The 23993-nt window shown below is 64.3% G+C and carries 24 protein-coding genes; 15 read left to right on the top strand and 9 right to left on the bottom strand.

All coding sequences use genetic code 11. From position 1 onward, the window contains the following. The first annotated feature begins 110 nt into the window (after positions 1-110). The 6 genes from JX25_RS02205 (at position 111) to JX25_RS02180 (ending at position 6896) form a co-directional block, all read left to right on the top strand. Entirely contained in the window at positions 111-1190 is a 1080-nt protein-coding gene (locus JX25_RS02205) for an AI-2E family transporter (RefSeq protein WP_128253487.1), read from the top strand. Then, positions 1187-1864, top strand: a complete 678-nt coding sequence (locus JX25_RS02200; protein ID WP_128253486.1) for a P-loop NTPase family protein — start codon at positions 1187-1189, stop codon at positions 1862-1864. Before JX25_RS02205 ends, JX25_RS02200 begins: the two co-directional genes overlap by 4 nt. Before the next feature lie 81 nt (positions 1865-1945). Further along, positions 1946-4135: an RNA degradosome polyphosphate kinase gene (locus JX25_RS02195; RefSeq protein WP_128253485.1), complete on the top strand. Its 2190-nt coding sequence runs from the start codon at positions 1946-1948 to the stop codon at positions 4133-4135. A 29-nt stretch (positions 4136-4164) separates the two neighbouring features. Beyond that, complete coding sequence (locus tag JX25_RS02190) at positions 4165-5706, top strand: Ppx/GppA family phosphatase (RefSeq protein WP_128253484.1); 1542 nt, start codon at positions 4165-4167, stop codon at positions 5704-5706. A gap of 1 nt (position 5707) precedes the next feature. Beyond that, a complete protein-coding gene (locus tag JX25_RS02185; RefSeq protein WP_128253483.1) occupies positions 5708-6181 on the top strand; it encodes a GNAT family N-acetyltransferase in 474 nt (157 codons plus the stop codon). Between the two features lie 31 nt (positions 6182-6212). Further along, entirely contained in the window at positions 6213-6896 is a 684-nt protein-coding gene (locus JX25_RS02180) for a TerB family tellurite resistance protein (protein WP_128253482.1), read from the top strand. 31 nt (positions 6897-6927) lie between these two features. Here JX25_RS02180 and JX25_RS02175 read toward each other — a convergent pair whose 3' ends face one another. The 4 genes from JX25_RS02175 to betI all read right to left on the bottom strand — a co-directional run bounded on the left by JX25_RS02175 (position 6928) and on the right by betI (position 8593). Next, positions 6928-7185 carry a hypothetical protein gene (locus tag JX25_RS02175; RefSeq protein ID WP_128253481.1) on the bottom strand — a complete coding sequence of 86 codons (258 nt, stop codon included), beginning with the start codon at positions 7183-7185 and terminating at the stop codon, positions 6928-6930. A 109-nt stretch (positions 7186-7294) separates the two neighbouring features. Further along, a complete protein-coding gene (locus JX25_RS02170) occupies positions 7295-7681 on the bottom strand; it encodes a hypothetical protein (RefSeq protein WP_128253480.1) in 387 nt (128 codons plus the stop codon). Between the two features lie 48 nt (positions 7682-7729). Further along, positions 7730-7867: a hypothetical protein gene (locus JX25_RS14720; RefSeq protein ID WP_164876033.1), complete on the bottom strand. Its 138-nt coding sequence runs from the start codon at positions 7865-7867 to the stop codon at positions 7730-7732. 78 nt (positions 7868-7945) lie between these two features. Continuing rightward, positions 7946-8593 carry a transcriptional regulator BetI gene (betI, locus tag JX25_RS02165; protein WP_128253479.1) on the bottom strand — a complete coding sequence of 216 codons (648 nt, stop codon included), beginning with the start codon at positions 8591-8593 and terminating at the stop codon, positions 7946-7948. Between the two features lie 85 nt (positions 8594-8678). Between betI and choX the strand changes: the two genes are divergently transcribed. The 3 genes from choX to choV are packed head-to-tail and all read left to right on the top strand — an operon-like array spanning position 8679 to position 11507. Next, on the top strand, positions 8679-9602 hold the full coding sequence (choX, locus tag JX25_RS02160) for a choline ABC transporter substrate-binding protein (RefSeq protein WP_128253478.1): 924 nt from the start codon (positions 8679-8681) through the stop codon (positions 9600-9602). A gap of 52 nt (positions 9603-9654) precedes the next feature. Beyond that, a complete protein-coding gene (gene choW / locus JX25_RS02155; protein ID WP_128253477.1) occupies positions 9655-10491 on the top strand; it encodes a choline ABC transporter permease subunit in 837 nt (278 codons plus the stop codon). After that, positions 10488-11507, top strand: a complete 1020-nt coding sequence (gene choV / locus JX25_RS02150) for a choline ABC transporter ATP-binding protein (protein WP_128253476.1) — start codon at positions 10488-10490, stop codon at positions 11505-11507. Before choW ends, choV begins: the two co-directional genes overlap by 4 nt. A gap of 18 nt (positions 11508-11525) precedes the next feature. On the opposite strand, the gene topA is transcribed toward choV, so the two are convergent. Then, entirely contained in the window at positions 11526-14096 is a 2571-nt protein-coding gene (gene topA, locus JX25_RS02145) for a type I DNA topoisomerase (RefSeq protein ID WP_128253475.1), read from the bottom strand. A gap of 50 nt (positions 14097-14146) precedes the next feature. Continuing rightward, a complete protein-coding gene (gene dprA, locus JX25_RS02140) occupies positions 14147-15238 on the bottom strand; it encodes a DNA-processing protein DprA (RefSeq protein ID WP_128253474.1) in 1092 nt (363 codons plus the stop codon). 72 nt (positions 15239-15310) lie between these two features. Between dprA and JX25_RS02135 the strand changes: the two genes are divergently transcribed. Genes JX25_RS02135 through JX25_RS02125 form a run of 3 tightly spaced genes read left to right on the top strand, consistent with a single transcriptional unit; the run spans position 15311 to position 17169 of the window. Continuing rightward, positions 15311-16000 (top strand): energy-coupling factor ABC transporter ATP-binding protein, encoded by a 690-nt coding sequence (locus JX25_RS02135; protein ID WP_128253473.1) that lies wholly within the window; start codon positions 15311-15313, stop codon positions 15998-16000. Continuing rightward, positions 15997-16593, top strand: coding sequence for a CbiQ family ECF transporter T component (locus JX25_RS02130; RefSeq protein ID WP_128253472.1), 597 nt, complete (start codon positions 15997-15999; stop codon positions 16591-16593). Before JX25_RS02135 ends, JX25_RS02130 begins: the two co-directional genes overlap by 4 nt. 27 nt (positions 16594-16620) lie before the next feature. Further along, positions 16621-17169 (top strand): biotin transporter BioY, encoded by a 549-nt coding sequence (locus JX25_RS02125; protein ID WP_128253471.1) that lies wholly within the window; start codon positions 16621-16623, stop codon positions 17167-17169. Between the two features lie 25 nt (positions 17170-17194). On the opposite strand, the gene gltX is transcribed toward JX25_RS02125, so the two are convergent. Then, entirely contained in the window at positions 17195-18520 is a 1326-nt protein-coding gene (gene gltX, locus JX25_RS02120) for a glutamate--tRNA ligase (RefSeq protein ID WP_128253470.1), read from the bottom strand. 128 nt (positions 18521-18648) lie between these two features. Here gltX and JX25_RS02115 point away from each other — a divergent pair, with 128 nt between their 5' ends. The 3 genes from JX25_RS02115 to JX25_RS02105 are packed head-to-tail and all read left to right on the top strand — an operon-like array spanning position 18649 to position 20988. Further along, entirely contained in the window at positions 18649-19335 is a 687-nt protein-coding gene (locus JX25_RS02115) for a DUF484 family protein (protein ID WP_128253469.1), read from the top strand. Continuing rightward, a complete protein-coding gene (locus JX25_RS02110) occupies positions 19332-20249 on the top strand; it encodes a tyrosine recombinase XerC (RefSeq protein WP_128253468.1) in 918 nt (305 codons plus the stop codon). The genes JX25_RS02115 and JX25_RS02110 overlap by 4 nt, the downstream gene beginning before the upstream one ends. Positions 20250-20292: 43 nt before the next feature. Continuing rightward, a complete protein-coding gene (locus tag JX25_RS02105) occupies positions 20293-20988 on the top strand; it encodes a CDP-alcohol phosphatidyltransferase family protein (RefSeq protein ID WP_128253467.1) in 696 nt (231 codons plus the stop codon). A 47-nt stretch (positions 20989-21035) separates the two neighbouring features. Here JX25_RS02105 and JX25_RS15315 read toward each other — a convergent pair whose 3' ends face one another. Next, positions 21036-21770 carry a class I tRNA ligase family protein gene (locus tag JX25_RS15315; RefSeq protein ID WP_421779972.1) on the bottom strand — a complete coding sequence of 245 codons (735 nt, stop codon included), beginning with the start codon at positions 21768-21770 and terminating at the stop codon, positions 21036-21038. A gap of 135 nt (positions 21771-21905) precedes the next feature. Further along, positions 21906-23954, bottom strand: coding sequence for an isoleucine--tRNA ligase (ileS, locus tag JX25_RS02100; protein ID WP_421779970.1), 2049 nt, complete (start codon positions 23952-23954; stop codon positions 21906-21908). Positions 23955-23993: the final 39 nt, after the last annotated feature.

The following is a 23993-nucleotide window of genomic DNA, read 5'->3' as shown; positions in this document are numbered from 1 at the left end:
ACGGTTGCGAAGGGTTTAGGGCCTTGGCCCCGCGGGGGCAAGCGCCGCGCGCTGCCACTTGCGTGATGCCGCCCCATGCGCCATTCCTTGCCAAAGCTCATGAGGACCCGATGCGGCTGACACAACTGGACCAGGCGAAATGGTGGGGTATCGCGGCGCTGGTCTTCCTGATCGTGCTATGGTTCATGGGCAACGTGATCCTGCCCTTTCTTGTGGGCGGCGCGATCGCCTACTTTCTTGATCCCATCGCCGACCGTCTTGAAAAGCTGGGGCTGAGCAGGCCGCTGGCAACCGCCGTCATCGCGGTTCTGGCGGTGATGATCTTCGTGCTGCTGGTGCTGGCCGTCATCCCGACGCTGGTGAACCAGCTGACGCAGCTGATCAACGTGGCCCCGGACATTTTCACCCAGCTTCAGACCTTCCTGACGGACCGCCTGCCCCAGCTGAGCGATGAAACCTCCACGATCCGCCAAGCGCTCGACTCCCTTGGTCAGGTGATCCAGCAGCGCGGCGGCCAGATGGCGGACACGATCATCACGTCGTTCTTTTCCGTCGTCAGCGCGGTGGTGTTCATGATCGTCGTGCCGGTGGTGGCCTTCTACATGCTGCTGGACTGGGACAAGATGGTGACGAAGGTCGACACCCTGCTGCCCCTGGAACATGCCCCCACCATCCGCGAGCTTGCCCGCGAGATCGACCGTGCGCTGGCCGGTTTCGTGCGCGGGCAGACGACCGTCTGCCTGATCCTTGGCATCTATTACGCTGTTGCGCTGATGGTGGCAGGGCTGAACTTCGGCGCCATCGTCGGGGCGATCGCGGGCTTTCTGACCTTCATCCCCTATGTCGGGGCGCTGGTGGGCGGGGGGCTGGCCATCGGGCTGGCGCTGTTCCAGTATTGGGGCGACTGGTGGCAGATCATCATCGTCTGGGCGATCTTCCAGTCCGGCCAGTTCGTGGAAGGCAACATCCTGACCCCGCGGCTTGTCGGAAACTCGATCGGGCTGCACCCCGTCTGGCTGCTTTTCGCGCTGTCGGCCTTCGGCTCGTTGTTCGGCTTCGTCGGGATGCTGGTGGCCGTTCCGGTTGCGGCCGCGATAGGGGTGCTTGCCCGTTTTGCCATGGCGCAGTATCGGGCGAGCCGCCTTTATCATGGGGCAGAGGATACCACTGTCAGGGAAAACCAGGGGTGATACGGCAGCTTGCGTTCGATCTTCCGGCCCGGCCCGCCCTTGGGCGCGCGGACCTGTTCGTATCGCCCGCAAATGCCCTTGCGCTGGCCAGCCTTGATGCAGGGAAAAGCTGGCCGGGCGGCAAGACGATCCTTGTCGGGCCGCATGGCGCGGGCAAAACCCACCTGGCCCATGTGTGGGCCGCCGAGGCCAATGCCGTCCTTGTCGATTCCGGCGCGCTTCCCGGCGCCGATCTTGATGCCCTTGCACGCGAGGATGCCGTTGCGCTGGAAGATGCCGAGCAGGTGGCGGGCGACCCAGAAGCCGAGGCTGCGCTGTTTCACCTGCACAACCTTCTGGCCGAACGCCGTCGCCCCTTCCTGCTGACGGCCTCCGCCTCTCCGCGCGACTGGGGGCTGGAACTGGCAGACGCGAAAAGCCGGATGCTGGCCGCCCCCGTCGCGCGACTGGAACGCCCCGACGACATCCTGCTGTCGGCGGTACTGGTGAAGCTGTTCGCGGACCGGCAGATCACCGTGCAACCGGCGGTTATAGCCTATCTGATATCGCGCATGGATCGTGATCTGGGCACCGCGCGTTCTGTTGTGGCAGCGCTTGATGCGCGGGCGCTGGAGGGAAAGCGGCCGGTGACGCGGCAGATGGCTGCAGATATCCTTTCGGAAATCAGTATGTGAAAATTTTATGAACCCTGTGCGAAGCTATTGTTACAGAATCTTCACAAGACATACAAAAATGGTGGAGTTAGAGGCATCCATATGACAAACGCCGATTTTCTCCGCTCCGATTTCGCTGCCCCTGTTTCATTGCCCCGTGTTGACACCACCGGCCAGCGCCGCTTCTTCAACCGCGAACTCAGCTGGCTTGCCTTCAACTGGCGGGTGCTGGAGGAAGCTGCGAACCCGAACGTGCCCCTGCTGGAGCGGCTGCGGTTCCTGTCGATTTCGGACAACAACCTTGACGAATTCTACACGGTGCGCGTGGCCGGCCTTCGGGCGCTTGCCCGCCGCTCCAACCCCGGCCTGTCGGAAGACGGGCGCAGCCCTGTCGAACAGTTGGTGCTGGTGAATGCCGATGCCCGCGCGCTGATGCGCAAGCAGCAAACGGTTTGGAACCGTCTGCGCCGCCAGATGGAGGGTGAGGGCATCAAGCTGATGACCCGCTCGAAGCTGTCCAAGCGGGATCTTGCGCATCTGGAAAAGCATTTCCTGACAGCGGTGTTCCCCGTTCTGTCGCCACTGGCGATCGACCCGGCGCACCCCTTTCCTTTCATTCCCAACACCGGCTTCTGCCTTGGCCTGGAACTGGAGCGTGTGTCGGACCGCCGCCGCCTGCAGGCGCTGCTGCCGATCCCCCAGCAGGGGCAGCGCTTCATCCCGCTGCCCGCCAACAAGGCCGGTGAACATCGTGCCCTGCCGCTGGAGGAACTGCTGCTGTTGCATCTGCACCGGCTGTTCCCCGGATATGCCATGCGCGGTCATTGCAGCTTCCGCGTGCTGCGCGACAGCGACCTTGAGGTGGAGGAAGAAGCCGAGGATCTGGTCCGGGAATTCGAAACCGCGCTGAAGCGCCGCCGGAGGGGCGACGTTGTCCGGCTGACCATCAGCGCCGGTGCCCCGACCGAACTGTTCGAACTGATCAAGGACGAACTTGGCGTCACCGACGATGAGATCGTGGAGGTGCGCGGCCTGATCGGCATGTCCGATCTGAAGGAACTGGTGCTGTCCTCGCGGCCCGACCTGCTGTGGCCGCCCTTCACGCCGCGCGTGCCCGAACGCGTGCAGGATCACGAAGGCGACATGTTCGCGGCGATCCGCCATAAGGATATGCTGCTGCACCACCCCTATGAAACCTTCGACATGGTCGTGCGCTTCCTGCAGCAGGCCGCCACCGATCCCGACGTGCTGGCCATCAAGCAGACGCTGTACCGCACGTCCACCGACAGCCCGATCGTTGCGGCCCTGTGCGAGGCTGCCGAGGCGGGCAAATCCGTCACCGCGCTGGTCGAACTGAAGGCCCGCTTCGACGAGGCTGCGAACATCCGCCAGTCCCGCCGGCTGGAACGGGCCGGCGCGCATGTCGTCTATGGCTTCGTGAATTACAAGACGCATGCCAAGATCAGCACCGTCGTCCGGCGCGAAGGCAACCAGCTTGTCACCTATACCCACTACGGGACGGGCAACTATCATCCGATCACCGCGCGCATCTATACCGACCTGAGCTTCTTTACATGCGATCCCGCGCTTGGGCGTGATGCCACGAAAGTCTTCAACTATCTGTCCGGCTATGTTCAGCCCGATGGGCTGGAGAACCTGGCCATCTCCCCGCTTTGCCTGAAAGAGCGACTGATCAACATGATCGCCGCCGAGGCGGAGCACGCACGAAACGGCCGTCCTGCCGCCATCTGGGCCAAGATGAACTCGTTGATCGAGCCGGAGGTGATTGACGCGCTTTATGCCGCAAGCCGGGCCGGGGTGAACATCAGCCTTGTGATCCGCGGCATCTGCGGCATCCGGCCCGGCGTGAAGGGATTGTCCGAGAATATCCGCGTGAAGTCGATCGTCGGGCGCTTTCTGGAACACAGCCGCATCGTCTGCTTCGGCAATGGTCACGGGCTGCCGTCGAAGGAGGCCCGCGTGTTCTTTTCCTCGGCCGACTGGATGGGGCGCAACCTCAACCGCCGCGTGGAAACGCTGGTGGAGGCGCTAAATCCCACCGTGAAGGCGCAGATCACCGACCAGATCATGGCCGCCAACATGGCAGACGAAGCCCACAGCTGGGTGCTGCAAGGGGATGGGCGCTATATCCGTCACACGGCGGCAGAGGGCGCGAAGCTGTTCTCTTGTCACCGCTTCTTCATGGAAAACCCCTCCCTTTCGGGTCGCGGAACGGCGGGCGACAAGGACGTGCCGCGCCTGACGTACAAGTTCGAAGGCAAGGGCGAATGATATCTGACGACACATCTGGAGAGTCCGTGATGAACGATGACATCCAACAGAACGGCGGCTCCCAGCCCCCCTTCGGACGCCCGCTGTTCCAGGACCCTGCCGCGCGCGCGCTGCGGCGCGTCGGGGTGGTGGATGTGGGGTCGAACTCGGTCCGCATGGTGGTGTTCGACGGTGCGGCCCGCAGCCCCGCCTATTTCTTCAACGAAAAGGTCATGTGCGGGCTTGGCCTTGGACTTGCCGAAACCAACCGCCTGAACCCCAAGGGGCGCGACCGGGCGCTGGCAGCCTTGCGCCGTTTCGCGGTTCTGGCGCGCAACATGGGCATCAGCGACCTGACGGTGGTGGCAACCGCCGCCGTGCGCGAGGCCGAGGACGGCCCCGATTTCCAGCGGCAGGTGGAGGCTGAAACCGGCCTGAAGCTTTGGGTCATCGACGGAGCGGAAGAAGCACGGCTTTCCTCGCAGGGGGTGCTTCTGGGCTGGCCCGACGCGCGAGGGATCGTTTGCGATATCGGCGGCAACTCGATGGAACTGGCGCGCATCGGCGATGGCGAGGTGGGCGTGCGCGGCACCTCCCCCCTGGGGCCCTTCCGGCTGCAACAGGTGCCCGGCGGGCCGAAAGAGCGGCAGGTCCATATCCAGAAGATCCTGAAGGACCTGAAAAAGCTGATCCAGCCGGAGAAGGAGCGAATCTTCCTTGTGGGCGGATCGTGGCGGGTCATCGCGCGGCTGGACATGGAACGGCGCGGCTATCCGCTGACCGTCCTGCACGAATACCGGATGCAGCCGAAGGACGTTCTTGAAACGCTAGACTGGATCGCGGCCTCCGATCCTGCGGAACTTCGGGCCGCCACCGGCACCTCGGCCGAGCGGATGGATCTTGTCCCGCTTGCCTCCGAAGTGCTGCGCGAGTTGATTTCGATCTTCAAACCGACCGAGATCGACATTTCCTCGTACGGGATCCGCGAAGGCCTGCTGTACGAGGCGATGCCGAAGCGCCTGCGCGAACGCGACCCCCTGATCGAGGCGGCCCGCGCAGCAGAAGCCGGATCGGCCCGAATTCCCGGTTTCGGCAAGACGCTGTTCCAGTTCCTTTGGCCGATCTTCGACGGATGCTCGCCCTATCGCGAACGGTTGATCCGTGCGGCGTGCCTTCTGCACGATACCACGTGGCGCGCGCATCCCGATTACCGGGCCGAGGTCTGCTTCGACAACGCGACCCGCGCCAACCTTGGCGGGCTGGACCATCCGGGCCGCGTGTTCCTTGGCCTTGCGCTCCTGCACCGCTACAAGAACAGCCGGTCGGGCGGGCGGTTGCAGGCCCTTTCGCAGCTTCTGACCGAGGATGAGCTGCGCGACGCCGAAGTGCTGGGCAAGGCGATGCGGTTCGGCGCCATGTTGGCGATGGATGACCTTGTCAGCGCCGGCTATCTTACATGGAAGCCGAAGAAGCGCCTGCTGACCCTGCACCTGACAGAAACCGGTGCCGATTTGTTCGGCGAGGTGGCGCAATCGCGACTTAAGTCGCTGTCCAATGCGCTTCAAGCCACCTACGAGGTTGAAAAGGCCTGACATGATCCGACAAGCTTTGCCTACCGACGCGCCGCAGGTCCGGGCAATCTGGAACACGATGATCACCGCCTCGACCGCCAACTTCTCGGAGATCGAGAAGACGTTGGCAGAGGTTGAAGCCGCGATCAGCGCACAGCCCGTGTTTCTGGTGGCCGAGGAGGAGGACCGCCTTCTTGGATTTGCCACCTATGGGCAGTTTCGCGCCAACAGCGGATATCGCTTCACGATGGAGAACACGATCGCCCTGCTGCCCGAAGGCAAGGGACGCGGTATCGGGCGCGCCCTGATGGCAGGGATCGAGGATCATGCCCGTGCAGGCGGCGCCCATTCCATGATCGCCGGCATCAGTGCCGAAAATGCGGCCGGCTTGGCCTTCCACGCCGCCCTCGGCTATGATCGGGTGGCCGTTGTGCCGCAATCGGGCTTCAAATGGGGCAGGTGGCTGGATCTGGTGCTGATGCAGAAAATCCTCTGACAGCGGCGCATGGCTGGGGTATAGTAGGAAAATGTCTATCTGGTCCCGTATCTCTGCCGCGCTGGCCGCGCTGGCCACTGGCGAACCCTTGTCCGAGGTGTTCGGTCGTTTGCGCACACCGCCCGAGCGGTCCGTCGCCTTCACCATTGCCGTGATCGGCCTTGGAGCCAAGATGGCCAAGGCCGACGGGCATGTCTCCCGTGGGGAGGTTGCCGCCTTCCGCCGCGTCTTCACCATCCCCGAGGGGGAGGAAGAGAATGCCGCCCGCGTGTTCAACCTTGCACGTCAGGACGTTGCCGGCTTCGACAGCTATGCCCGCAAGATCGCGCAGATGTTTGCCGGTGACTGCGACGTTCTGACCGACGTTCTGGAGGGGCTGTTCCAGATCGCCACCGCCGACAACACCTATTCCGAGGCGGAGGATGCCTTCCTGCAGGAAGTGGCGACCATCTTCGGCGTGGGGGAACGCTGTTTTCGCGTGCTGCGCAACCGCTTCGTGCCGGGCTGCTTCTGCGATCCGTATGACGTGCTGGGCGTGGAATGCGATGCGCCGCTGGACAAGGTGAGGGCCGCGTGGAAGCAGGCGGTTCGCGACAGCCACCCGGACCGTCTGATGGCACGCGGCGTGCCCGCCGAAGCCGTCCGTCTGGCCGAAGAGCGTCTGGTTCACATCAACCGCGCATGGGCCGAAATCAGCGCCCGAGAGGCTGCATGAAAAAGGCCGCCCGAAGGCGGCCTTTCGAAGATCAGTTGCAGTTCTGACCCGGAATGGCGCAGGAGCCGCCGCCTGCCAGCGCGCCGATCAGCGCACCCTTGGTCTTGCCGCCGCCGGTCGCATCCGCGATGACTGCGCCTGCTGCTGCACCGCCCAGCGTGCGAACGGTCGCGCTGTTCATGGGCGACGTGCCATAGCCGTACTGGCTGTTGCCATAGGGATCAGTGCAACCTGCAACCGCTGCCGTAGCCAGCACAGCTGCCAGCATCATCATCTTGTTCTTGACCATTGCTCGGCCTCCTCGGGATCTTGTTCTACGGCAAGATTACCCGATCGTGCAGCGGGGGAAAGACGCAATATCGTGTACGGGCACACTTCGGCGGAAGCGCGCCACGAAATCAGTCGTCCCAGTCGTCCTCCATGGGCACGGGCGGCGCATCGGGCGCGAAAACGGCCGGAAACGCGGCTTCGGCCTTCGCCCTGTCGATTCGCAAAAGCGCGTCATAGCTTTGCGGGTCGAACGGATCCTCGGCCGGAACCACCTCGCGGCCGAAAAGCCATGACAGGCGGCCGGCATCAAGGTTTCCCCGCTCGAACGGGTCTTCGCCGAAATTTGCCCAAAGCGCGGCCATGAACGCCTCGTCGGCGGCACGGTCCATGTGTTTGCGGTCACGGAACCGCTCGCGGCGGATGATCTTGGTCGGCCCCTCTTTCGAGGCGCGGCGAATGGTGAACTGGTAATCGGTCCCCGTCAGCCGGCTCGGGAACCCGCGATGTTTTTGCATGTTCGTCCAGAAGAAAAGCGGGCGGGACCAGGGTCCCGCCGCGCGGGATCACATTTTGCTGGTATAGGTCGGCTCGGTCGTGACGGGGGCGGGCTGGGTCACGACGACCTCTTCGCGCTTGGGGGCGCAAGCGGCGGCAAAAGCGGCGACACAGAGCGCGACGGTGATACGGGCGGTCATCGACATGGTTCACTCCTGGTATGGATCGGGACAGGACCAATTCCTTCCCGTGGCACTGTCAACTAGTGCCGGCCCGTGCAGAAGCTATCCCATGCCATGAGAATTGCACACCGAAATGTTACGTGCGGCATGCGGTTGCCGAAGCCCCTCCCCTGCCCCATCCTTGATCTCGGCGCGGATCATTCCGAACACCATGTTGACGCTTGCAGAGGGGTCTGGAATGACATCGCTCAACGCATGACGCAGGTAAACACCGTCGATCAATGCGCCCGCCCCGGCCGCGATTTCCGGGGCCCGCGCACCCGCAAGCGGCCGCAGGCATGCCACCAGATTGGCGTTCAGGCGTTTTTGGTATATTGTCAGAAGCCGCTTCGCCTCGGGCACTGTCTGTGCCATGACGTAGAAGTTAAGCCAGACCGACACGATCTCGGGCCGGAAGTTGGACGTTGAAAAGGAGGCTTCGAGGATTGCCGAAAGCCGCTGATCAGGCCCTTGTGCCGCCCGAAGAGCTTGCCGCACCTCCGCCCCGTAGGCATCGAGGACCGAGCGCATGGCTGCAAGGAACAACTGCTCCTTTCCGCCGAAGTAGTGATGCGCCAGCGCAGCCGACACGCCTGCGCGTTTCGCGATCTGCCCCACTGTCACATCCAGCGTGCCGCGCGCGCCGATTTCCTCAAGCGTGGCCTGTATCAGCGCGGCGCGACGCAGAGGCTCCATCCCGACACGGGGCATGGGAAAGACCTTTCACTTGCCCGATCATCTTTATCGCAAGCTTGATTGACTCGTCAATCAACAAAAACTTCCGGGGAGAAACCAAATGAAACCTGTTCTGACAATCCTTCTGGCAGGCGCTGCCCTTTCGGTGGCCCTGCCGGCGATGGCGCAAACGCAATGCACCTCCGTTTCCATGTCCGACGTGGGCTGGACCGACATCACCGCCACCACGGAAGTAACGCGCCAGATCCTTGAAGCACTCGGCTATGACGTTGAGGTGAATGTTCTGGGCGTGCCGGTGACCTTCGCTTCGCTGGAACAGGGCGATCTGGACGTGTTTCTTGGGAACTGGATGCCGTCGCAGGAATCGGCGATCCGCCCCTATCTGGAAACCGGCCGGATCGAGACGATTACCACCAACCTTGAAGGCACCAAGTACAACCTCGCCGTTCCCACCTATCTGGCCGAACAGGGCCTGAAGACCTATGAGGATTTGCCCGAGTTCGCCGAACCGCTGGATCACCGCATCTATGGGATCGAGCCGGGCAACGAGGGCAACGAATACCTTATCAGCCTGACGGAACCGGGTGGCATTCTTGAAGGCTGGGAAATCGTGCAATCTTCCGAGCAGGGAATGCTGGCGCAAGTGGGCCGCTTCTATCCGCGCGAAGAGCCTGTGGTCTTTCTTGGCTGGGAACCGCATCCCATGAATGCCAGCTTCGATCTGACCTATCTTGAAGGCGCGCAGGAATTCTTCGGCGGCGAAGGCATCGTGAACACCATCAGCCGCGCAGGGTTTGCCGAAGATTGCCCCAATGTCGCCCGCTTCCTGTCGCAGCAACGTTTCACCCTGCAGATGGAGAACGAGATGATGGGCCTCATCCTTGAGGACGGCATGACGCCCGAAGATGCAGTTCTGGACTGGATCGGCCGCAATCCCGCGGTGATCGAACCGTGGCTGGAAGGCGTGACCGCCGTGGACGGTGCCGAGGGCCTGACCGTCGTGGAAGAAGCGCTGGACCTTTGACCATCATGGCCGGCCTTCGCGCCGGCCCCTTTCAACCAGCCAAGGGACCCTGATGATCGACTGGCTTACCGATAACAAGATCCCCGTAGGACAATGGGCGAAAACCGGTTTCGACTGGCTGAACGCGCATGGCGGTCCGGTCTTCGACCGTATCGCCCAAGTGATGGAGGCGCTGATCGACGCCGTCCTTTACGTCCTGCAGGGGGCGCACCCGCTGATCGTGATCGCAGCGTTTCTTGCCCTGACTTGGGTTTTGCAGCGAAACTGGAGGACGTGCCTTCTGGTGGCGGCTTGTTTCCTGTTCATCCTGAACCAGGGCTACTGGGACCCGACGATGCAAAGCATGGCGCTGATCGTCATTGCCTGCGCCACGACGATGATCATTGGCGTGCCCATCGGCATCGCGGCCGCCCACCGCCCGCGCCTTCAGCAGGCGATCACGCCCCTGCTGGACCTGATGCAGACACTGCCCACCTTCGTTTATCTTATTCCGGCCATCGTGTTCTTCGGCCTTGGCATGGTGCCCGGCCTGATCGCGACGGTGATCTTCGTGCTGCCTGCGCCGATCCGGCTGACGGCACTTGGCATCCGCTCTGCCCCGCCTGCATTGACAGAGGCGGCGGAAAGCTTCGGCGCCACGTCCCATCAACGCCTGTGGAAGGTCGAACTGCCATGGGCGCTGCCACAGATCATGGCGGGCCTGACGCAGGCCATCATGCTGTCGCTGTCCATGGTGGTGATCGCGGCCCTTGTCGGGGCGGACGGGCTGGGCGTGCCGGTGGTGCGGGCGCTGAATACCGTGAACACCGCGCTCGGTTTCGAATCGGGCATCATCATCGTCGTCGTGGCGATCCTTCTTGACCGCATGCTGAGGGTGACCCGCACATGACCGCCGTGATCTTTGACAACGTTTCCATCGTGTTCGGCGACAAGCCGGGCCGCGCGCTGCCGCTGATGGACAAGGGCGAATCACGCGACCGGGTGCAGCAGGAAACCGGCCAGATCCTTGGCGTTCACGATTGTTCGCTGACGGTGAAAGAGGGGGAGATCGTCGTGCTGATGGGCCTCTCCGGTTCGGGCAAATCCACCCTTCTGCGCGGCGTGAACGGGCTGAACCCGGTGATCCGCGGCGATGTGAAGGTGAATGACGGGCAGCGGATGGTCTCCGTCACCAACGCCTCATCCGCCGAAATGCGCCGCCTGCGCCTGTCGCGCATCGCCATGGTGTTCCAGGCCTTCGGCCTGCTGCCATGGCGCACCGTGCGCGAGAATGTGGGCCTTGGCCTTGAACTGGCAGGCATTTCCGCATCGGAACGACGCGCCAAGGTGGACGCACAACTTGAATTGGTGAACCTGTCCCAATGGGCCGACCGCAAGGTGGCAGAGCTTTCGGGCGGGATGCAGCAGCGTGTCGGCCTTGCCCGCGCCCTTGTGACCGAAGCGCCGATCCTGCTGATGGACGAACCCTTCTCGGCCCTTGATCCGCTGATCCGCAGCAGGCTTCAGGATGAACTGCTGGACCTGCAGGCAAAGCTGAAGCGCACCATCATCTTCGTCAGCCATGATCTGGACGAAGCGTTCAAGATCGGCAACCGCATCGCGCTGATGGATGGCGGGCGGATCGTGCAATGCGGCACCGCACGCGAAATCATCGCGAATCCCGCCTCGGATTACGTGGCCGATTTTGTGGCGCACATGAACCCGCTGTCGGTTCTGAAGGCGCGCGACGTGATGACCGCAGGCACATCGGCCGCCCCCGCAGTGGAAGCCGATATGCCCGTGACCAAGGTGATGGAGATGCTGAAGGGCGGCGCGCCGGATCTGCAGGTGACCGATCAGGGTGTGCCGGTCGGGGTAATCCGCGCGGATACCGTGATGGCAAAGCTGCTGGATCCGCGCGCCTGATGCGGGGGCTTTCGCCCCCTATTCAGCCGCTTTCTTTGCAGGTGCCTTCTTGGCGGCAGGCTTTTTCGCGGCCGGTTTCTTTGCAGCCGGCTTTTTGGCCGCCGCCTTCTTCGGGGCGGCTTTCTTCTTGCCGCCTTTGGACGCCTTGTCGTTCACCAGAGTGATCGCCTCGTCCAAGCTGATGGCTTCCGGCTCCAGCTCTTTCGGGAGGGTGGCGTTCACCTTTTCCCACTTCACATAGGGGCCATAGCGACCCGCCATCACGCTGATCTGCCCGCCATCGGGGTGATCGCCCAGCACGCGCAGCGGTTCGGCCGGTGCGGCGCGCCCGCGCGTCACCTTCTGGGCTAGAACCTCAACCGCGCGGTTCATGCCGATCTCGAAAACCTCGTCCACTTCGGGAAGGTTGGCATACTTGCTGCCATGCTTCACGTAAGGGCCGAAGCGGCCGATCCCCGCCTCGATCAGCTCCCCGTCATCGGGATGCGGGCCGATGGCGCGCGGCAGGTCCAGCAGGCGCAGCGCCTTTTCCAGATCCATACCGGCCGGCGACCAGCCCTTCGGCAGGCTGGCGCGAGGGGGCTTCGGCACCTCCTCCGTCGCATCGCCGCGCTGAACATAGGGCCCGAACCGGCCCGTCTTCAGCCAGACCGGCAAACCGTCCGGATCTTCGCCCAGCACACGTTCGCCCGTCGCTTCCTCATCCCCCGCGACCGAGATGGGGCGCGTGTAACGGCATTCGGGATAGTTGCCGCAGCCGATGAACGCCCCGCCCCCGCGCGAAGTTTTAAGGTGCAGGCGCCCCGCATGGCAAACCGGGCAAACGCGCGGATCGGACCCGTCGGCGCGGGCCGGATAAAGATGCGGCGCAAGGAAATCGTCGATGGTCGTCAGCACCTCGCCGATGCGCAGATCGGCGGTTTCCGCGATGGCCGCTGAGAAGTCCCGCCAGAACCGCGCCAGAACCTCCTTGTAGTTCCGGTCGCCGGCAGACACGTCATCCAGTTCGGCTTCCAGATCGGCGGTGAAGTCGTATTCGACATAGCGCTTGAAATAGTTGGTCAGGAACGCCGTCACCAGCCGGCCCTTGTCCTCGGGGAACAGGCGGTTCTTGTCCTTGCGGACATATTCGCGGTCCTGGATCGTCGTCAGCACGGAGGCATAGGTGGACGGACGCCCGATCCCCAGCTCCTCCATCCGCTTGACCAGCGTGGCTTCGGTGTAACGCGGCGGGGGCTGCGTGAAATGCTGTTCGGGCGTCACGCCCTGCTTCTTCGCGGGTTCGCCCTGCATGATCTGGGGCAGACGGCCGTCATCCTCGCCGTCATCGTCGCGGCCTTCTTCATATATGGCAAGAAAGCCGTCGAACATCACGACCTGCCCCGTGGCACGCATCACCACCTGCCCGTCGTCGCTGCCCACATCGACCGTGGTGCGTTCCAGCCGGGCCGCGGCCATCTGGCTGGCCAGCGTCCGCTTCCAGATCAGGTCGTAAAGCTTGCGCTGATCCGCCTCCAGCCGAAGCTTTTCGGGGGATGCGGCCATGTCGGTCGGGCGGATGCACTCGTGTGCCTCCTGCGCGTTCTTGGCCTTGTTCTTGTACATGCGGGGCGAGGGCGGCACGTAATCCTCGCCGAAGCGGCGCTTGATCTCGTCGCGTGCGGCCATCACGGCCTCGGGCGCCATGTCGATGCCGTCGGTCCGCATATAGGTGATGTGCCCCGCCTCATAGAGCCGTTGCGCGGCCGACATGCAGGCCTTGGCCCCCATGCCGAACTTGCGGCTGGCTTCCTGCTGCAGGGTTGAGGTCATGAACGGCGCCGACGGGTTGCGCGAAGCGGGCTTGGCCTCCACCGACTGCACGGTCAGATCGCGCGAGGTGACGGCCTGCACCGCAAGCTCCGCCGCCTCGGCGGTCGGGATGTCATAGCGGTCCAGCTTCTTGCCGCCCAGAACGGTCAGCCGCGTCTCGAACTCCGCACCGCGCGGCGTTTGAAGCTGGGCCTTCACGCTCCAGTATTCGCGGGCGCGGAAGGCCTCGATCTCCATCTCCCGCTCCACGATCAGGCGCAGGCAGACGGACTGGACGCGGCCGGCGGATTTCGCGCCCGGCAGTTTGCGCCACAAAACGGGCGACAGGTTGAAACCGACAAGGTAATCCAGCGCCCGGCGGGCCAGATAGGCCTCCACCAGCGGGGCGTCGATGTCGCGGGGGTTGGCCATCGCTTCTTGCACGGCGGCCTTGGTGATCGCGTTGAAGGTCACGCGGCGAACCGTCTTGCCCTTTTTCAGCGAAGAGGCCAGCGCCTCCTGCAGGTGCCACGAAATCGCCTCCCCCTCGCGATCGGGGTCGGTGGCAAGGATCAGCGTGTCGTCGGTCTTCAGCGCTTCGGCGATGGCACGGACATGCTTCTTGCTGTCGGCCGCCACCTCCCATTTCATTGCGAATTCATGATCCGTATCGACCGAACCATCCTTCGGCGGCAGGTCCCGCACATGGCCATAGGAGGCCAGGACCGTATAATCGGATCCCAGATACTTGTTGATCGTCTTGGCCTTGGCAGGTGATTCGACGACGACGACAGCCATGCATATTCCCTTCGACAGCGGGCCTAGATGTGGGCGATCCCTCATCTTTGTCAATGAGGCGTGCGGACCAGCATCCCTCCGGCCTGCCGTTCGACCACGCCCTCAAGCTCCAGCGCAAGCAGTTCGGGGGCCAGTTGCGCCGGCGTCAGACCCAGATCGCGGATCAGCTGATCCTCGGCCAGGGGGGACGGGCCAAGCCGGTCCAGAATGCGCTGCGCCAGCCCTTCGGCCGAAGGCGGCGGGGCGGGTCTGGGCGCGGGCGGGGCACGGCGGCGAACGGGCGCGCCGAAGTTCATCGCGCTTTGGCCGGTGGCATCCAGCAGATCGCTCACCTGTGTCAGAAGGGTCGCGCCTTCGCGGATCAACTGGTTGCAGCCTGCCGCGCGCGCATCGAACGGATGGCCCGGCACGGCAAACACCTCGCGCCCCTGATCCAGCGCATCGCGGGCGGTTATCAGGCTGCCGGATCGCGCTGCCGCCTCCACCACCACAACCGAATGGGCAAGGCCGGACACGATGCGGTTGCGCAGCGGAAAGTGCCGCGCCTGCGGTTCCGTTCCCGGCGGCTGTTCGGTCAGAAGGCAGCCCTGTTCGGCCATTCGCGCGGCCAGGGCGGCATTTTCGGCCGGATAGATGACGTCGATTCCCCCCGCCATCACGGCCACCGTGCCGCGATCCAGCGCCGCCTCATGCGCCTCGGCGTCGATGCCGCGGGCAAGGCCGGACACCACGACCTGCCCTGCCTCGGCCAGCCCGAAGGCAAGCTTCCGCGCCATCCGCAACCCAAGGCTGGACGCGTTGCGCGCCCCCACCAGCGCCACCATGGGCCGCGCCAGAAGCCCGGTATCGCCCTTGGCCCAAAGCACCGGCGGCGCATCCGCAATCTGCGCAAGCGCCGGCGGATAGTCTGCATCGCCCCAGCAGACCAGCCGCGCGCCCGCTGCCTGCCCCTTGCGCAACTCGGCGATGGCCACGCCTTCTGGGCAAACCTCGTATCGGTCGACCCCCGAGGCGCGGGCGATGTCCGGCAGCGCGGCAAGCGCGGCGCGGGCGCTGCCATGTTCGGCCAGCAGCCGGAGAAACGTGACCGCCCCCACACGGCGCGAGCGGATCAGGCGCAGGATGTCCACTGTCTTGTCCATGGCCTTCCTTCCCGCAGAAGGGTTAATGGGCGCTTAACTTGATCCGCAGCAGAAAACAGGCCATCACGCGGCATGAGCGGCATTCACCTTCAAGACGCAGGCGTCACCCTGTCAGGCAGTGTCATCCTGCATCCGATCAACGTGCATCTGACCGAACGGCGGATCGCTTTGCTGGGCCGCAACGGCGCGGGAAAGACGACGCTGCTGCGCCTTCTGGCAGGCCTGCAACCGGCCACATCGGGGCGCGTCACCATCGAAGGGGCCGATCCGTCAGACCGCCGTGCCATGCTTTCGGCCATCGGCATCCTGTTCCAGAACCCCGATCACCAGATCATCTTCCCCACCGTGGAGGAGGAGCTTGCCTTCGGCCTGCGGCAGATGGGCCGCAAGGACGCGCTGGAGGCTGCCCGCGCCGCACTGGCCGCCGAAGGACGGGCCGACTGGGCGGATCGCCCGGTTTCCACCCTGTCGCAAGGGCAGAAGCAGTTTCTGTGCCTGCTGGCCGTTCTGCTGATGCAGCCCAAGACGATCCTGCTGGATGAACCCTTCGCCGCACTGGACCTGCCGACCCGCCTGCGCCTGCGCCGACGGCTTGACGCATTGCCGCAGCGCCTGATCACGATCACCCATGATCCCGCCTCTGTGGCGGGATGCGACCGTGTGCTGTGGCTGGATGGCGGACGCATCGTGGCGAATGGAACGCCGGAAGCCGTCCTGCCCCCCTTCATGTCCGAGATGGAACGGCTGGGGGCAGAGCCTTGATCGCGCTCACATCGCCCATCCGCACGATCTGGCATCCGGTTCCCGCAGGGGCGAAGCTGGCCGCGCTGGTGGTGATCAGTGCCATTGCGATGATGCTGGACCGGCCCGTGCCGCTGGCCGCGCTTCTGGTGCTGGTGGGTCTGGCCTATGCCGCAGGCGGGGTGCGCTTCGTGCGGCACGGGCTGGGCGTCATGCGCCCGCTGTTACCGTTGATCCTTGTGCTGATCGGCTGGCACCTGATCCTGCGCGAACCGGAGGCGGGGGCCGTGATGGTGCTGCGCATCGCCGCCGCCATGGCCGCCGCGAACCTGGTCACGATGACAACAAGGCTGGATGCGATGATCGCGCTGGTCACCCGCATCGCGCGCCCTCTGTCGCCCCTCCTGCCGCCAAAGGCGCTGGCCATGGCAATCGCGCTGATGATCCGCTTCATTCCCGTGATGTCGGGCCGCCACATGGCCCTGCGCGAGGCGTGGCGCGCCCGTTCTGCAAAAAAGCCCGGATGGCGGGTTGTGCCCCCGGTGCTTCTTGGGGCGCTTGAGGATGCCGATCGCGTGGCCGAGGCCTTGCGCGCACGTGGCGGCATGTCATAACCGCGTGAACCCCGCGTGAGGAACCACATGGAACGCAACATCGCCCTGATCGCTCTTTTCGCTGCGCTGATCGCGGTGCTAAGCACCGTGCCGCAGATCCACCTGCCGCTTGGTGTGCCGATCACGGCCCAGTCGCTGGGCGTCATGCTGTGCGGCACCGTTCTTGGTGCGCGCCGCGGGGCGCTGGCCGTGGCGCTTTATCTGGCCGTGGCCGCTATGGGCCTGCCGATTCTTGCCGGCGGCCGCGGCGGGCTTGCGCCGTTTGTCGGCCCCTCTGCCGGCTTTCTTTGGGGCTATCCCGTGGCCGCCTTCGTTACGGGCTGGATCGTGCAGCACTGGCGCGCCTCGGTCGGGCCGGTGGCGCTGGTGGCCAGCATGGCCGGCTGCGTCGGCTTGCTTTACATCTTCGGGATCTTTGGGCTGTGGCTTCATGCACCCGGAACGACGGCAGTGCCGACCATCGCCGCCAGCATGGCCATCTTCCTGCCCGGCGATCTGGTAAAGGCCGGCCTTGCAGCGCTGATCACCCAAAGCCTTGCGCGGGCGCGGCCGCAATCGCTGCTGTCACGGCAATGAAAAAGGCGCCCTCGGGCGCCTTTTCTTATTCCTTCGCGCGAACCCGCTGCAGAAGCGGCATCACATCGGCCATGTCCGGTCCATGCGCCTGCCCTGTCAGGGCCTTGCGCAGGGGCATGAACAGCCCCTTGCCCTTCCGTCCCGTCGCCTCTTTAACCTTCGCGGTCCATTCACCCCATGTGGTTGCGGTGTAGGGGCCGTCGGGCAGCAGGGCCAGCGCCTCGCGCACGAACGCCTCGTCCTCGGGGTCGATCTGCGGCTCCGCGCCATCGCGGAACAGCTCCCACCACGCGGCAAGATCGGCCAGAACGGTGATGTTGTCCTTGGCCACGCGCCAGAAGGTTTCGGCCAGATCGGCGGGAACACCCAGTTCGGCGATGCGGTCCGCCACCTTCGCGAACGGAAGGCCCTGCACCCACTGCTTGGTCAGCGGGAACAGGTCGGCGGCATCGAACTTCGTCGGCGCGGCACCGAAGCTGCCGATGTCGAAACCTGCGATCAGTTCCTCGTGGCTTTGCGCAAGCTCCACCGGTTTGGAGGAGCCCAGACGCGCCATCAGCGACAACAGCGCCAGCGGCTGCACACCCTGCGCCCGCAGATCGCGGAGCGACAGAACACCAAGGCGCTTCGACAGCGCCTCGCCCTGCGGGCCGGTCAGCAGCGAATGGTGGGCAAAGCTGGGGGGCGTGCCGCCCATCGCCTTCATGATCTGGATCTGCGTGGCAGTGTTGGTGACGTGATCCGCCCCGCGCACGATGAAGCTGACCCCCATGTCGATATCATCGACCGAGGATGCGAAGGTATAAAGCACCTGCCCGTCCTGACGGATCAGTACGGGATCGGATACCGACGCCGCATCGATCGAGATGTCGCCAAGGATGCCGTCCGTCCACTCGATCCGCTCGTGATCAAGCTCGAACCGCCAGTAGCCGCCACGCTCGGCGCGCAGGCGGTCCTTTTCCTCGGCCGAAAGTTTCAGCGCGGCACGGTCATAGACCGGCGGCTTTCCCATGTTCAGCTGCTTCTTGCGCTTCAGATCCAGTTCGGTCGGCGATTCGAAGCATTCATAGAACTTGCCGGCTTCGCGCAGTTGCTGCGCGGCTTCGGCATAGCGGTCCAGACGGGCGGACTGACGCTCCTCGCGGTCCCATGTCAGGCCCAGCCATTCAAGGTCTTCTTTTAGCGCGTCGACATATTCCTGCTTGGAACGTTCCTGGTCGGTATCGTCCAGCCGCAGGATGAAGGTGCCGCCCGCCTTGCGTGCGATCATCCAGTTCATCAGCGCGGTGCGCAGGTTTCCCACGTGGATGAAGCCGGTGGGCGAAGGGGCGAAGCGGGTGACGACGGTCATGAAAATCTCTCCGGCTCGGACGGCTGACCTGTTTCATGAAAGCCGCGCCTTGTCCATATCGCGCCCGCCCCCGTTGCCCGCCCGCCACGCCCCGATATACTGCCGCGAAACAGATGGACGAGAGCGGGATGCAAGCCACCGAGAAGCCGACCGACTGGCGCGCCAGGATCCTGTCGCAACCTGAACTGGTACTTGAGGATCAGGACATCATGCGCGCACTGATCCGCGCAGGGGATGCGCAGCGCGGATCCAACGTCATCGACCTGCGCGGCGCCACGATAGAGCGGCTGGAATCGAAGCTGGGCGCGCTGGAAGATACGCATCGCAACGTCATTGCCGCCGCCTATGAAAACGTGGCGGGCACGGCGCAGATCCACCGGGCGATCCTTGCCCTGCTGGAACCGCCCAGCTTCCCCGCCCTGCTGGAGGCGCTGGACGGACCAGTGCGCCAGACGCTGCGCGTGGACAGCCTGCGCCTTGTGCTTGAAACCGGTGAGGATGACCTCGATCCCGAACTGGAACGGTTCGAAAATGTTCTTTGCACCGTCCCGGCAGGCTTCATCGCCGCTTATGCCGGGCGGGGCGGACCCGTGATCCTGCGCCGCACGCAAGGCGCCGAAACCATCTGGGGCGACCGCACCCGCTGGATCGGGTCCGAAGCGCTGATGCTGCTGGATCTTGGTCCGGACCACCTGCCGGGCATGCTTGCCCTTGGCGGGACCGACGCGGCGCAGTTCCAGCCCGCACAGGGCACGGACCTTCTGACCTTCTTCACCGGCGTGGCCGAGCGGGTGATGCGCCGCTGGCTTACATGAGCCTTCTCATCCCCCCTGCGGCCCGCGATGCCCTTGAACGCTGGCTGTCGCATCTGGCCAGCATCGAAGGGCGCTCCCCCGCCACCGTGACCGCCTATGGCGCGGATGTGGTTCGCTGGCTGGATTTCTTTGCGCATCACAAGGGCGAGGGGTATGGGCTGGGGGCGCTGATCGGGGCGCAGCAGGTCGATCTGCGCAGCTGGATGGCGTTCGAGCGTGCGGCCGGCGTCGGCTCCCGCTCTCTGGCGCGGAAGCTGTCGGCGGTGAAAACCTTCACCGGCTGGCTTTCGGAACGCGAGGGGGGCGATGCCACGGCCGTGCTGTCGGCCCGCAGCCCCCGTTATCGCCGCACCCTGCCCCGCCCCTTGCCCGAGGACGCCGCCCGCGAGATGATGACCGAGGTCGCCATCCACCCCGAGGCATGGGTGGCCGCACGCGATCAAGCCGTTGTCACGCTGCTTTACGGCTGCGGGCTGCGGATATCCGAAGCGATCGGGCTGGATTGCGACGTCCTTCCCCTGCCCGACACCCTTCGCATCATCGGCAAGGGAAACAAGCAGAGGCTGGTGCCAACCCTGCCGGTCGCAAAAGAGGCGGTTGCAAATTACGTCCGGCTTTGCCCCTTCGATCTGACGCAGGGGCCGCTGTTCCGCGGCGTCAAGGGCGGGCGGCTGAACCCGCGCACGATCGCATCTGCGGTCGAAAAGGCCCGTATGCGGCTTGGTCTTCCCGCCACGGCCACACCGCACGCTTTCCGCCATTCCTTCGCCACGCATCTGCTGGCAAGAGGGGGCGATCTGCGCACGATCCAGACGCTGCTGGGCCACGCCTCGCTGTCAACCACCCAAACCTATACGGGTGTGGATGCCGCCCGCCTGATGGACATCTATTCGCGCGCCCATCCCCGTGCCTGAGCGCGGCTTGCCTTCGCGCGCGTCAGGCACCACTATTGCGCCCATGGATCATCGTTTCAAAGCCCTCTCCGTTCACCTGCTGACCGCCACTGGCGCTGTTCTTTCCATGCTGTCCATGCTTGCAGCGGTGGAGGAACAGTGGTCGCTCATGTTCCTCTGGCTGGTGGTGGCGCTTGCGGTGGATGGGATCGACGGGCCGCTGGCCCGGCGCTATCAGGTGCAAAAGCACTGGCCGGCCTATGACGGGGTCCTGATGGACCTTATCATCGACTATCTGACCTATGTGTTCATTCCCGCCTATGCGTTGTTCAAGTCGGGCCTTCTGAACGGGTGGGAGGGGTGGCTGACGATCATCGTGATCGTCTATGGCTCGGTCATCTATTTCGCCGACACGCGGATGAAGACGAAGGATTATTCCTTCGCGGGCTTTCCGGGATGCTGGAACATGGTCGTGCTGGTGCTGTTCGCCATCCGGCCCGATGAAACCGTGATCCTGATCGTCTCGCTTCTGCTGACGGTGGCAATGTTCACAAACCTGAAGTTCATCCACCCGGTGCGCACGAACCGCTGGCGCATAGTTTCGCTTCCGATCGCGATCGCGTGGACAGCCTTTGCCGGATGGGCGGCGTGGGTTTCCTTTGATCCGCAAAGCTGGGCGCATTGGGGGCTGATCGTGACATCCGTCTATCTGCTGCTGGCAGGGATCGCACAGCAGATTATTCCCGAACGGAAACGGTAACAGGACGAAGTAAAAAGGCGCCCGATCCGGGCGCCTTTTCTTTTGCGTCAGTCCAGCGCAGCGTCGCAACGCTCGCAGGTTTCGGGATGGGCATGGGTGCCCACATCCGGCAGGATGCGCCAGCAGCGGGCGCATTTCTCGCCCTCCGCCTCGTGGAAGACCACGGCAACACCGGCAACATCGGCCAGCGTGAAGGCCCCTTCCGGCGCCGCATCCCCCGTCAGCGTCAGGTCCGACGTGATGCAAACCTCGGCGAAATCGACAGAACGAAGCGCCTCCAGCAGCGCCGCATCGGCAACATGCACGGCGGGGGCCGCCTCCAGGCTTGCGCCGATGACCTTGGCCGTGCGCTGCACCTCCAGCGCGGCGGTGACGACGCGGCGGGCGGAACGGATCGCCTGCCACTTGGTGGCCAGCGCTTCATCCAGCCATGCCGCAGGCGTGTCCGGCATGTCCTGCAGGTGAACCGAGGATGAGGCCCCCGGGAAGCGCGACAGCCAGACATCTTCCGTCGTGAAAGGCAGGATCGGTGCCAGCCATGTCACAAGGCGGTGGAAGACCAGATCCAGCACCGTTCGCGAGGCGCGGCGGCGCAGGCTGCTTTCCGGATCGCAGTAAAGGACGTCCTTGCGGATGTCGAAATACACCGCCGACAGGTCGGTGGTGCAGAAGGTGAACAGCTTCTGGAACACGCCCTGGAAGTCGAAGGCGGCGTAACCTGCGCGCACCTCGGCATCCAGTTCGGCCAGACGGTGCAGAACCCAGCGTTCCAGTTCCGGCATGTCGGCCTGCTCCACACGCTCGGGCGTATCGAAGCCCTTCAGCGCGCCAAGCAGGAAGCGCAGCGTGTTGCGCAGGCGGCGATAGCTGTCGGCGGTCCCTGTCAGGATCTCCTTCCCGATGCGCTGGTCGGCGGTCTAGTCGGCCTGGGCAACCCACAGGCGCAGGATGTCCGCGCCGTATTGCTCGATCACCTCGGCGGGAACGACGGTGTTGCCAAGCGATTTGGACATCTTCATGCCCTTTTCGTCCAGCGTGAAGCCGTGGGTCACGACGTTGCGGTAAGGGGCGCGCCCCTTGGTGCCGCAGGCCTGAAGCATCGAGGAATGGAACCATCCCCGATGCTGGTCGGTGCCTTCCAGATACACATCGGCAATTCCGTCCGCCGTTCCGTCCGCGCGGTCGCGCAGCACGAAGGCATGTGTCGATCCGGAATCGAACCATACATCCAGAACGTCGAAGATCTGCTCATACTCGTCGGCACGATCGCCCAGGATCTCGGCCTTGAAGCCGTCGCGGTACCAGACATCCGCGCCCTCGGCCTCGAACGCAGCGACGATCTTCGCATTCACGTCGGCGTCGCGCAGCAGGAAGTCCGCGTCCTCGGGCTTGGCACCCTTCTTCACGAAGCAGGTCAGCGGCACGCCCCAGGCGCGCTGGCGCGACAGGACCCAGTCGGGCCGCGCCTCCATCATCGACCGCAGGCGGTTCTGGCCCGACACCGGCGTGAACTTCACCAACCGCTCGATCGAGGCGAGCGCGCGTTTGCGGATCGTGTCGCCATATTCGCCCATGCCGTCATCCAGCGGCCGGTCGATCCCCGCGAACCATTGCGCGGTGTTGCGGAAGATCAGCGGCGCCTTGGACCGCCACGAATGCGGATAGGAGTGCTTGACCTTGCCCTTGGCCAGCAGCGCCTTCGCCCCGGCCAGTGCCTTGATGTTGGCCACGTTGGCGGGGCCTTCCTTGCCGTCGGGCAGGATGATGTGCTGGCCGCCGAAGATCGGCAGATCCACGCGATAGGACCCGTCCGCCTCGACGTTGTAGGTCATTTTCAGGCCATGCTTCAGGCCCAGCTGATAGTCGTCATCGCCATGCGACGGCGCGGTGTGCACAAAGCCCGTCCCCGCCTCGTCCGTGACATGATCGCCCGCCAGCATCGGCACGTCATAGTCCCATTCACCGCCGCCGTTTTCGATGCCGCGATAGGGGTGTGCAAGGATGACGCCCTCGAACTCGGTGCCGGCCACGTCGCGCACACGTTCGAACGTTTCGACCTTTGCCTGCTTCATCACGCCTTCAGCCAGCGCGTCGGCCAGAACCAGAAGTTCCCCCCTACGGGCCGTGGCATTTTCAGCCACATCAAGCACGCGATAAAGGCCATAGGCGATGGCGGGGTTGAACGCGACCGCGCGGTTCTGCGGAATGGTCCACGGCGTCGTGGTCCAGATCACGACCGAGGCCTGCAGAAGCTGCGTGTCCATGCAGCCGTCCAGTTCGGGCAGGTTCGTGGCCGTCAGGACAGGGAAGCGCACCCAGATCGTGTGGCTGGTGTGGTCGTGATACTCCACCTCCGCCTCGGCCAGCGCGGTCTTTTCGACCGGCGACCACATCACGGGTTTGGACCCCTGATAAAGGGTGCCGTTCATCAGGAACTTCATGAACTCTTCGGCGATCACCGCCTCGGCATGGAAGTCCATCGTCAGGTAAGGATCAGCCCAGTTGCCGGTGATGCCAAGGCGCTTGAACTCCTCGCGCTGGATATCGACCCAGCCCTTGGCGAAAGCGCGGCATTCCTGCCGGAAGGCGACGATGTCCACGTCATCCTTGTTCAGGCCCTTGGCGCGGTACTGCTCCTCGATCTTCCATTCGATGGGCAGGCCGTGGCAGTCCCAGCCCGGAACATAGCGTGCATCAAAGCCCATCATCTGGTGCGACCGGACGATCATGTCCTTGATCGTCTTGTTCAGCGCGTGGCCAATATGCAGGTGCCCGTTGGCATAGGGGGGGCCATCATGCAGCGTGAAGGGCTTGCGGCCCGTCTTTTCGCGCAACCTGTCATAGATGCCGATCTTTTCCCAGTGGGCCAGCCAGTCCGGTTCCCGCTGCGGCAGGCCGCCGCGCATGGGAAAATCGGTTTCGGGCAGGAAGACGGTGTCGCGGTAGTCGGGGGTCGTGTCGCTCATGGAGCGTGGCCTCATGTCGTCAATGGCAGGAAGGAAGGT

The organism is Falsirhodobacter deserti (assembly GCF_004015795.1).
GTDB classification, from domain to species: domain Bacteria; phylum Pseudomonadota; class Alphaproteobacteria; order Rhodobacterales; family Rhodobacteraceae; genus Falsirhodobacter; species Falsirhodobacter deserti.
The sequence above is the reverse complement of the archived record's forward strand: the minus strand, read 5'-3'. Positions and strand labels throughout refer to the sequence as shown.

Bases quoted from the DNA above. Each gene is read 5' to 3' on its own strand.
- JX25_RS02190 (WP_128253484.1), top strand. From the start codon at position 4,165: ATGAACGATGACATCCAACAGAACGGCGGCTCCCAGCCCCCCTTCGGA.
- topA (WP_128253475.1), bottom strand. From the start codon at position 14,096: ATGGCTGTCGTCGTCGTCGAATCACCTGCCAAGGCCAAGACGATCAAC.
- JX25_RS02125 (WP_128253471.1), top strand. From the start codon at position 16,621: ATGGAACGCAACATCGCCCTGATCGCTCTTTTCGCTGCGCTGATCGCG.
- choW (WP_128253477.1), top strand. From the start codon at position 9,655: ATGATCGACTGGCTTACCGATAACAAGATCCCCGTAGGACAATGGGCG.
- JX25_RS02105 (WP_128253467.1), top strand. From the start codon at position 20,293: ATGGATCATCGTTTCAAAGCCCTCTCCGTTCACCTGCTGACCGCCACT.
- gltX (WP_128253470.1), bottom strand. From the start codon at position 18,520: ATGACCGTCGTCACCCGCTTCGCCCCTTCGCCCACCGGCTTCATCCAC.
- JX25_RS02110 (WP_128253468.1), top strand. From the start codon at position 19,332: ATGAGCCTTCTCATCCCCCCTGCGGCCCGCGATGCCCTTGAACGCTGG.
- ileS (WP_421779970.1), bottom strand. From the start codon at position 23,954: ATGAGCGACACGACCCCCGACTACCGCGACACCGTCTTCCTGCCCGAA.
- JX25_RS02135 (WP_128253473.1), top strand. From the start codon at position 15,311: ATGAGCGGCATTCACCTTCAAGACGCAGGCGTCACCCTGTCAGGCAGT.
- choX (WP_128253478.1), top strand. From the start codon at position 8,679: ATGAAACCTGTTCTGACAATCCTTCTGGCAGGCGCTGCCCTTTCGGTG.
- JX25_RS02180 (WP_128253482.1), top strand. From the start codon at position 6,213: ATGTCTATCTGGTCCCGTATCTCTGCCGCGCTGGCCGCGCTGGCCACT.
- JX25_RS15315 (WP_421779972.1), bottom strand. From the start codon at position 21,770: ATGCCGGAACTGGAACGCTGGGTTCTGCACCGTCTGGCCGAACTGGAT.
- JX25_RS02115 (WP_128253469.1), top strand. From the start codon at position 18,649: ATGCAAGCCACCGAGAAGCCGACCGACTGGCGCGCCAGGATCCTGTCG.
- JX25_RS02175 (WP_128253481.1), bottom strand. From the start codon at position 7,185: ATGGTCAAGAACAAGATGATGATGCTGGCAGCTGTGCTGGCTACGGCA.
- dprA (WP_128253474.1), bottom strand. From the start codon at position 15,238: ATGGACAAGACAGTGGACATCCTGCGCCTGATCCGCTCGCGCCGTGTG.
- JX25_RS02195 (WP_128253485.1), top strand. From the start codon at position 1,946: ATGACAAACGCCGATTTTCTCCGCTCCGATTTCGCTGCCCCTGTTTCA.
- JX25_RS02185 (WP_128253483.1), top strand. From the start codon at position 5,708: ATGATCCGACAAGCTTTGCCTACCGACGCGCCGCAGGTCCGGGCAATC.
- JX25_RS02205 (WP_128253487.1), top strand. From the start codon at position 111: ATGCGGCTGACACAACTGGACCAGGCGAAATGGTGGGGTATCGCGGCG.
- JX25_RS02170 (WP_128253480.1), bottom strand. From the start codon at position 7,681: ATGCAAAAACATCGCGGGTTCCCGAGCCGGCTGACGGGGACCGATTAC.
- betI (WP_128253479.1), bottom strand. From the start codon at position 8,593: ATGCCCCGTGTCGGGATGGAGCCTCTGCGTCGCGCCGCGCTGATACAG.
- choV (WP_128253476.1), top strand. From the start codon at position 10,488: ATGACCGCCGTGATCTTTGACAACGTTTCCATCGTGTTCGGCGACAAG.
- JX25_RS14720 (WP_164876033.1), bottom strand. From the start codon at position 7,867: ATGTCGATGACCGCCCGTATCACCGTCGCGCTCTGTGTCGCCGCTTTT.